Source organism: Pseudomonadota bacterium (assembly GCA_039714795.1).
Lineage (GTDB): Bacteria > Pseudomonadota > Alphaproteobacteria > JAGOMX01 > JAGOMX01 > JBDLIP01.
This window is the reverse complement of sequence record JBDLIP010000103.1, coordinates 1-6,592: the sequence shown is the minus strand read 5'-3', so window position 1 is coordinate 6,592 and position 6,592 is coordinate 1. Positions and strand designations below refer to the sequence as shown.

Below are 6,592 nucleotides of genomic sequence, written 5' to 3'. Positions count from 1 at the left end.
TGGACTGGTATGCAGGTTTGTCCCATGTTGGAATGGACTGGTATGCAGGTTTGTCCCATGTTGGAATGGACTGGTATGCAGGTTTGTCCCATGTTGGAACAGGCTGATATGCAAATTTATCCAACTTGTCCCATGTTGGAATAGACTGATATACTGGTTTGTGCATCATAACCGGGTGCGCAGCAGGTACAAAGGTTGCACCGTTTATAGTTTGACACAGAGGATTGAACTGTTCGAACTGCGGAAATCCAGTCATTGTGGGAGTAGACATAGTTGTAAACATAAATTTTCTCCTTTGGTTGATCGTTAATTACGCAATTTGCTAATCGCGCATTACAGAAAATTCTAGATGGAGAAGTTTAATTTAGTACTAAGATTTAATGACAGAATTTTATGGTTTTTGATTCTTGCATAAGTCTTTGAATTTTTTAGATATTTTCTTGATGTTCCTATTTTTTGCTATGCTCCCACCAACAAAAAAATGGGATTCTGGATCGTAAACATTTGGAATTCATTGGCCCTTAGGCCATGAACTCCAAATGCAACTTAAACCATCCCAAAACCTATTTGTCGGTCATTACTTTTTTCCTGTTTCGCTTGCCCCAGTCTGTGTTGCTTTAATCATATATTGGACACGTGTGTCTTCAATAGCGTATGCCACCTCTAACAAATAGGAAACCAAAATGGACAACATTAGAACGACCGTTGAATCGTTAACTCAAGCCTTTGAGACTTTTAAAGCTGCCAACGATGAGCGCCTCAATCATATTGAGAAAAAATCAGGTACTAGCGAAAGCGAAGAAAAAATGCAACGTTTAGACCAGGAGGTCACAAGGCTGAGTGATCAACTTGAATCCTTGCGTGTGACAACCTCCAGGCCAGAGTTACAACTGAAAGATGTAGACAATTCAGCAGATACACACCAAACCGCAGTTTTTTGTGATTATGTACGCAAAGGGGAAGAGCAAGCTCTTGCGGGTCTCGAGCATAAGACTCTTTCCGTCGGGTCTGATCCAGATGGGGGATATTTAGTGCCTCCTGCAATTGTCGCCACTATTCGCCAAGGCCTTGCTGAGCAATCACCAATGAGGCGCTTGGCACAGGTCATGACCATTGCAACTGATGCTGTCGAGATGCTGGTGGATAAAAATTATGCTGATGTTGGCTGGGTTGGCGAAACCCAACAACGCAGTGAAACCAAAACTCCAGATCTGGCGCGCAAGCGAATTGCCGTACACGAAATGTATGCCAAGCCAAAAGCCACACAAAAGTTATTGGATGATGCCAATATCAATGTGGAAGAATGGCTGGCCAACAAGGTGGCAAGCCGTATGGCAGTGATTGAAAATCATGCCTTTCTTTGGGGCAATGGCAGTACCAAACCGCGAGGAATTCTAGCATATGATATTGATTACGGAGCAAGTACCGGGTGGGGAAAACTGCAAGGATTTCGCACCGGAGCCGACAATGACTTTTCGAAAGAGAAAGGAGCAGATGTCCTGATTGACGTTGTGGCTGCCCTAAGGCCTGAGTTCCAACAACGTGCTGTGTGGTTGATGTCTCGCAGTGCCGTGTCGAATTTGCGAAAATTAAAAGACAAAAGTGGGATGTACCTTTGGCAGCCTGGTTTAGAAGGAGATTTGCGCCCCAAGTTACTTGGGTACCCAATCGAAATTTTTGAGCATCTTCCTGATCAAGGTGAGACATCACAGCCCCAATCAATTCTGTTTGGGGATTTTGGTGCAGGTTACATGATTGTCGACCGGCAAGGAACAAGAGTGTTGCGGGATCCCTTTAGCGTGAAACCCTATGTTGAGTTCTATACGACTCGCAGAGTTGGTGGCGGCGTCATTAATTATGATGCTTTAAAAGTTTTAAATTTTTCAAAACAGAATTAACAAACAAGAGGAAACAAAATGCGTGATCTAATCGATAATATCAAAGTAAAGCCCTTAATTACCCCAACCCAGATTGAAGGTGAATTTGAAACAGCACCACTGTGTATTTGGGGTTATGATAGTCTCACCCTGATTTTAAATTTAGGGAAAGAATTTAAGGGGCTGTCGGACGAAAATTGTGTGCAGTTTTTGCTTGAACATGGAGACTCAAAAGAAACCTTAACTCCAGTTGTTGAAGATCATATCCTGGGAGGAGATCCGATTACAGATGGTGTCATCATGACCTTAAATGATGATACACAAGTGGGATCTGTTTACTGCTTTGGCTACCTGGGAGATCGATCTTTGGTGCAGCTCAAGGTCTTAATGCGAGGAACACATGAGGTTGGTATACCGATGTCATGTGTTGCGGTACTTGGACACGGTGAGTATATGCCCCCTGAATCGTACATGGAACGACTTGATGCCATTGAGGAGGCACTTTGAGATGCAACTCATATGCATACAACCTGCGCAACGGGAGCCTATTTCTGTAGCAGAAGCTAAGCAATTTTTGCGCATAGATCATGATTCAGAAGACGACTTGTTGCAGCATCTCATTCAAATGGCCCGTTGTGTCATTGAAAATTATACGCAACGCTCGCTTTTGACTCAGACTTGGCGACTGACGGCTGCTTTGCAGCCGTCTTTCCGCTCTTATTTGTTGTCGAAAAAAATGCATCCAGGCAAGTGGACACTGGACTTGCCGCGGGCGCCGTTTGTCAAACTTGCCAAAGATCCACTGTTGGTAGGATGTTCTAGCACGTTGGGGTACCAGTTTGCCCCCCATTATGATCGAGGTCGATTGTTGCTTAATTCTGAAGAAATTGCAGGTCAGACACTACAGGTTGATTTCATTGTTGGCTATGGAGATGATTCAGCAAATATCCCTCCTGCATTAAGGCAAGCAGTGTTGGAAATGGTAGCGCAATTTTATCAGCATCGCGGAGAGACACGAAAGGGAACAGGTCATGAGGCAGTGTATAATTTGCTGCAACCATATGTGTGGATGGCTTTACAGTAGGCAGAAATCAGAAGTCAGAAGTCAGAAATCAGAGGTCAGAGGTCAGAGGTCAGAGGTCAGCACGGAGCGTCATCCTGAACGTTGGTTTTGTAACTCAAGTATGACGAGATTTGAGGAGGCAAAACCTTACGCTCAATAGATCGCAAAGATTTTCCAATTCGCGCGACTACGTCGCACGAATTGGAAAATCAGCTGCCTGTGCTGAACTTGATTCAGTATTCAAGATGACGGCTACAGAGGGTGTCCAAAAGCGCAATCTGTGCCCGGGGCGAGTATATCTCTTATCCCAATCTACCCTACTTTCCGCAACATTTCTGTTATGAAAGCTTCATCCATGCCTGTCACGTGAGAAATAATTTTTGTATCAATACCTTGCTGAAGCAATTGCCTGACTATCCTCACCTTTTCCAGTTCAGCTTTTTTCTGTTCTTCTTGCCTAATCTTATTCTTTTCTAACTCAGCTTTTTTCTGTTCTTCTTGTCTAATCTTATTCTTTTCTAACTCAGCTTTGGTTCTTTCTTCTTTTCTGCCTTTTTGTATACCTTCTTCTAGTTTTTGCTTTTGAATGGCGCATTGTTCAGACAAAGCAATCTGAGATTTGAGGTAATAGTCCAACTCAGCACTATTCCAATTAAATCGTTCCATTGTTGCATAAGCCTCTAACAGTTCAGGCTCCGTGATAACTTCAGGAGGAGATTTGGCATCTTCCCAGTATTTTAGAAAATACAACCATTTATCAATGGTAGTTTCAAGTTTTGCCGGATCTTCTTTGTTAAATTTTGAAAGGTCAACAAATACATAAGAGATATCTTGCAGATCATTCTCGTACGTTTTAACATCTAACATCTTATGATAGCTGATGTAGTGCTTTTTTGTGGGGAACAAAGGGTAATTGGCGATAGCCAATAGTACAATCGGGCTTAACTGAAAGTGATTGCTGCCAGGACCAAGCTGGGCAACATAAGAATGCGCAGCGTACATTTGCGTGCGCTTGGCAAAATCTGGAACATTTTGATTTTGCATTTCTACAATATAGCGTATGCCAGAGGCATCGGTACATTGTACATCGAGTATGCTGCGCTTGCCATCGGCCCATAAAGCCGGCAGTTCTTGTGGTAAAAACTCTACCTGGGTAATGCGGCTTTTGCCCTCTAATCCCAACATCGTATTTAAAAAGCTGATCAGCAGATCTTTATGATCTTCGGTGCTGAACAATTTTTTGAAACTTACGTCGTTTGTGGGGTTTAGGTATCGATTGGTACCGTACATTTTTGGCTTATCCTGTGGCTGGTCTTGTAATTGCTCTGTTGCTAACTGCTCCACTGTATCCAATTCCTTTCCATGATTTCAACCAAATTATTGTCTGAATAAAGCTAACTTTGGTTAATATATCAGATGAAATAAAAAGTAAAATACCAGTTTGTGCATAGCCAATTTGCTTTTATGCATAATATATCGAAGTGAAGTACTGACTCACTGATTAAAGGAAAATCACATCAATGCACCACCAAAAAACCCAAATAAGCGACCTCAAACAACGTATCACATTTTTGCATGTCAATACTCAAGCTGATGGGCAGGGCGGTTCTATCATCACCTGGAAATCTGGCAAAACAGTGTGGGCGATGGTTAGCCCCATTAAGGAATCCAACTATATGCGGGATGCGGTTCGGCGTGAAGCGCAGGACCTTGCAGGTATTCGCTATAACATCCGTATCCGTGTTGGGTATGATATTTTGCTGCCAGCTCGGGTGCAGTGGCGCGGTAAAATATTAACGATAACAACAAAACCTCAGTTAGATCCAAGCTGTTGTTGGTTCGATTTTATGGCGTGTGCAGCAGAAGAGGAAAATATCGATGCATGATTATGGTTTGTTTCAGGCAATAGAGAGTAGATTTGAGCAAGATGAATTTTTGGGAACAAAACTGCAAGGATTATTTTCGCAAACACCGCTTTCTGTTGCCTTTCCCCATGCTCTGTTACGCATTCAAGATGTGGTAACAGATAGCTTTCGCCCGCCGAAAAAATTGAGCGTAGATTTTGCCTTGGTGCTTTTTAGTCGTTATCGGGGATTTAAAGAAGTGCATCGGTTGATGAGTCGGGTAGGAGAAATCCTTGATGCGTCTCCTTTGACCGTTAAGTCAAAAGATTCCGATTTTACTGGAAATGCAGTGCTGCGTTTGCAGAAACAGCAGATCAAGCTGCAAAAAGATGAGTTAACTCGAGAAGGAATAATGGAGTACCAAGCATGGCTAAGATGATCAGAAATCAGATGTCAGAAGTCAGATGTCAGAAGTCAGCAAAGCAGTGCTATGTTGCTAGCTAAGGGTACAGAGATAGCCGATGAGAGTTTATGGGATGAGTGGATGAAAACTTTATATCTAACTGAACTTACAGGTGAAGGGGAGTTACCTGGCTGGGCTTTGGGTAGCTCGGTAGTTGGTGACCAGTGACTCACAGAATCCTGGAAAAAGTTTCGCACAATACCGGAGGCACTGTACCAGTTCTATTCCAAACTTCTCTAAAGCCATCCTAAATTTGTCCAACGTATCGCATAAAAATGATTCCTATTCAGTGGGTACCAAGCTTTTAGCCGGTATGCTTCTTTCCTGGTAGAGTTTGTTTCAATGGCAGACTATCCTGGTTATGCCACCAGAAAACTTGGTTTGGGGAGGTGTGGAATAGAACTGGTACAGTGCCCGCATTTTCCCCGTTTCTGTAATTCAACCCAACATTTGGTGAAGGATCATGTGCTATCAGGGCTGTTCAGTGAAACCAACACGGCCGTCATCCTGAACGCTGATTTTCCGAACGTGCGACTGTAAGTCGCACGAATTGGAAAATCTTTGCGATTCAGGATCCAATTCTTTTTTGCAGATTTAAAAAAATGGGATCCTGAATCGTAAGGTTTTGCCTCCTCAAGTCTTACCAGTCTCGTGGTGAAGGGCACAGTATTATTCTGCAACCTCAATAAAATCAATGGATAGACAGCTTTTGTAAAAATCCAAATTTTGAGTCCGGAAGCGTATAGTAAGCAATTGGTGAAATTTCATGATGCGATCCTTTAAAAAGATTTCCAATAAATCCATGGTTTTATAGTTACTAGAATTGTTTCTCCTGAACAACAAGGTTTTCTAGCGAGTCTCAAGCAGTACAAGATAAATTTCAGGGCAAGTTTTATGCTAGTTATTTTGCTCGGTAAAACGTATCAGACTTCTTTTGTTCGTAACCATGGACATGTGGATGATTTTCTATCCCGTAATTCTAGCGAAACTGACGATCAATAATCTCAGTTATGGTGTCCGTTACAACCGTCCAAAAATGCCATTCCCAACGGATATTATGCCCATCCTCAACGGATATTATGCCCATCCTCAACGGATATTATGCCCATCCTCAACGGATATTATGCCCATCCTCAACGGATATTATGACCATCCTCAACGGACATTTTGGCCGTTCGTTAAACAAAGAATACTCAAAAAATACATCTAAAAATACCTCATTATAACGGATTCTGTGGGAAAAGATTATATTCGATAAAAGTTGTCACAAATTGCCGATTTTTATAGGAAATATGTTTTTACAATTCTAAACAACATATGATTTGGCATAGCAAGTACTAATTCA

At 42.3% G+C, this 6,592-nt stretch carries 8 protein-coding genes; 6 read left to right on the top strand and 2 right to left on the bottom strand.

What is annotated here, in order from left to right; all coding sequences use genetic code 11:
• Positions 1-283: hypothetical protein (locus ABFQ95_07055; GenBank protein ID MEN8237279.1), on the bottom strand; the 283-nt coding region annotated here is incomplete at its 3' end.
• Between the two features lie 400 nt (positions 284-683).
• Between ABFQ95_07055 and ABFQ95_07050 the strand changes: the two genes are divergently transcribed.
• The 3 genes from ABFQ95_07050 to ABFQ95_07040 are packed head-to-tail and all read left to right on the top strand — an operon-like array spanning position 684 to position 2,961.
• Positions 684-1,898, top strand: a complete 1,215-nt coding sequence (locus ABFQ95_07050) for a phage major capsid protein (protein ID MEN8237278.1) — start codon at positions 684-686, stop codon at positions 1,896-1,898.
• Between the two features lie 18 nt (positions 1,899-1,916).
• On the top strand, positions 1,917-2,384 hold the full coding sequence (locus tag ABFQ95_07045; GenBank protein MEN8237277.1) for a hypothetical protein: 468 nt from the start codon (positions 1,917-1,919) through the stop codon (positions 2,382-2,384).
• A 1-nt stretch (position 2,385) separates the two neighbouring features.
• The gene (locus ABFQ95_07040; GenBank protein MEN8237276.1) at positions 2,386-2,961 is read left to right on the top strand and encodes a head-tail connector protein; all 576 of its coding nucleotides are present in this window, start codon (positions 2,386-2,388) and stop codon (positions 2,959-2,961) included.
• Between the two features lie 291 nt (positions 2,962-3,252).
• Here ABFQ95_07040 and ABFQ95_07035 read toward each other — a convergent pair whose 3' ends face one another.
• The gene (locus ABFQ95_07035) at positions 3,253-4,284 is read right to left on the bottom strand and encodes an Rpn family recombination-promoting nuclease/putative transposase (GenBank protein MEN8237275.1); all 1,032 of its coding nucleotides are present in this window, start codon (positions 4,282-4,284) and stop codon (positions 3,253-3,255) included.
• A 176-nt stretch (positions 4,285-4,460) separates the two neighbouring features.
• Between ABFQ95_07035 and ABFQ95_07030 the strand changes: the two genes are divergently transcribed.
• Genes ABFQ95_07030 through ABFQ95_07020 form a run of 3 tightly spaced genes read left to right on the top strand, consistent with a single transcriptional unit; the run spans position 4,461 to position 5,415 of the window.
• Complete coding sequence (locus ABFQ95_07030) at positions 4,461-4,826, top strand: phage head closure protein (protein ID MEN8237274.1); 366 nt, start codon at positions 4,461-4,463, stop codon at positions 4,824-4,826.
• Positions 4,819-5,223: a hypothetical protein gene (locus tag ABFQ95_07025; GenBank protein MEN8237273.1), complete on the top strand. Its 405-nt coding sequence runs from the start codon at positions 4,819-4,821 to the stop codon at positions 5,221-5,223. Before ABFQ95_07030 ends, ABFQ95_07025 begins: the two co-directional genes overlap by 8 nt.
• A 51-nt stretch (positions 5,224-5,274) precedes the next feature.
• On the top strand, positions 5,275-5,415 hold the full coding sequence (locus ABFQ95_07020; GenBank protein MEN8237272.1) for a hypothetical protein: 141 nt from the start codon (positions 5,275-5,277) through the stop codon (positions 5,413-5,415).
• Positions 5,416-6,592: the final 1,177 nt, after the last annotated feature.

Excerpts from the sequence above, each read along its gene's own strand:
- ABFQ95_07050 (MEN8237278.1), top strand. The coding sequence starts at position 684 with ATGGACAACATTAGAACGACCGTTGAATCGTTAACTCAAGCCTTTGAG.
- ABFQ95_07045 (MEN8237277.1), top strand. The coding sequence starts at position 1,917 with ATGCGTGATCTAATCGATAATATCAAAGTAAAGCCCTTAATTACCCCA.
- ABFQ95_07040 (MEN8237276.1), top strand. The coding sequence starts at position 2,386 with ATGCAACTCATATGCATACAACCTGCGCAACGGGAGCCTATTTCTGTA.
- ABFQ95_07030 (MEN8237274.1), top strand. The coding sequence starts at position 4,461 with ATGCACCACCAAAAAACCCAAATAAGCGACCTCAAACAACGTATCACA.
- ABFQ95_07025 (MEN8237273.1), top strand. The coding sequence starts at position 4,819 with ATGCATGATTATGGTTTGTTTCAGGCAATAGAGAGTAGATTTGAGCAA.
- ABFQ95_07020 (MEN8237272.1), top strand. The coding sequence starts at position 5,275 with ATGTTGCTAGCTAAGGGTACAGAGATAGCCGATGAGAGTTTATGGGAT.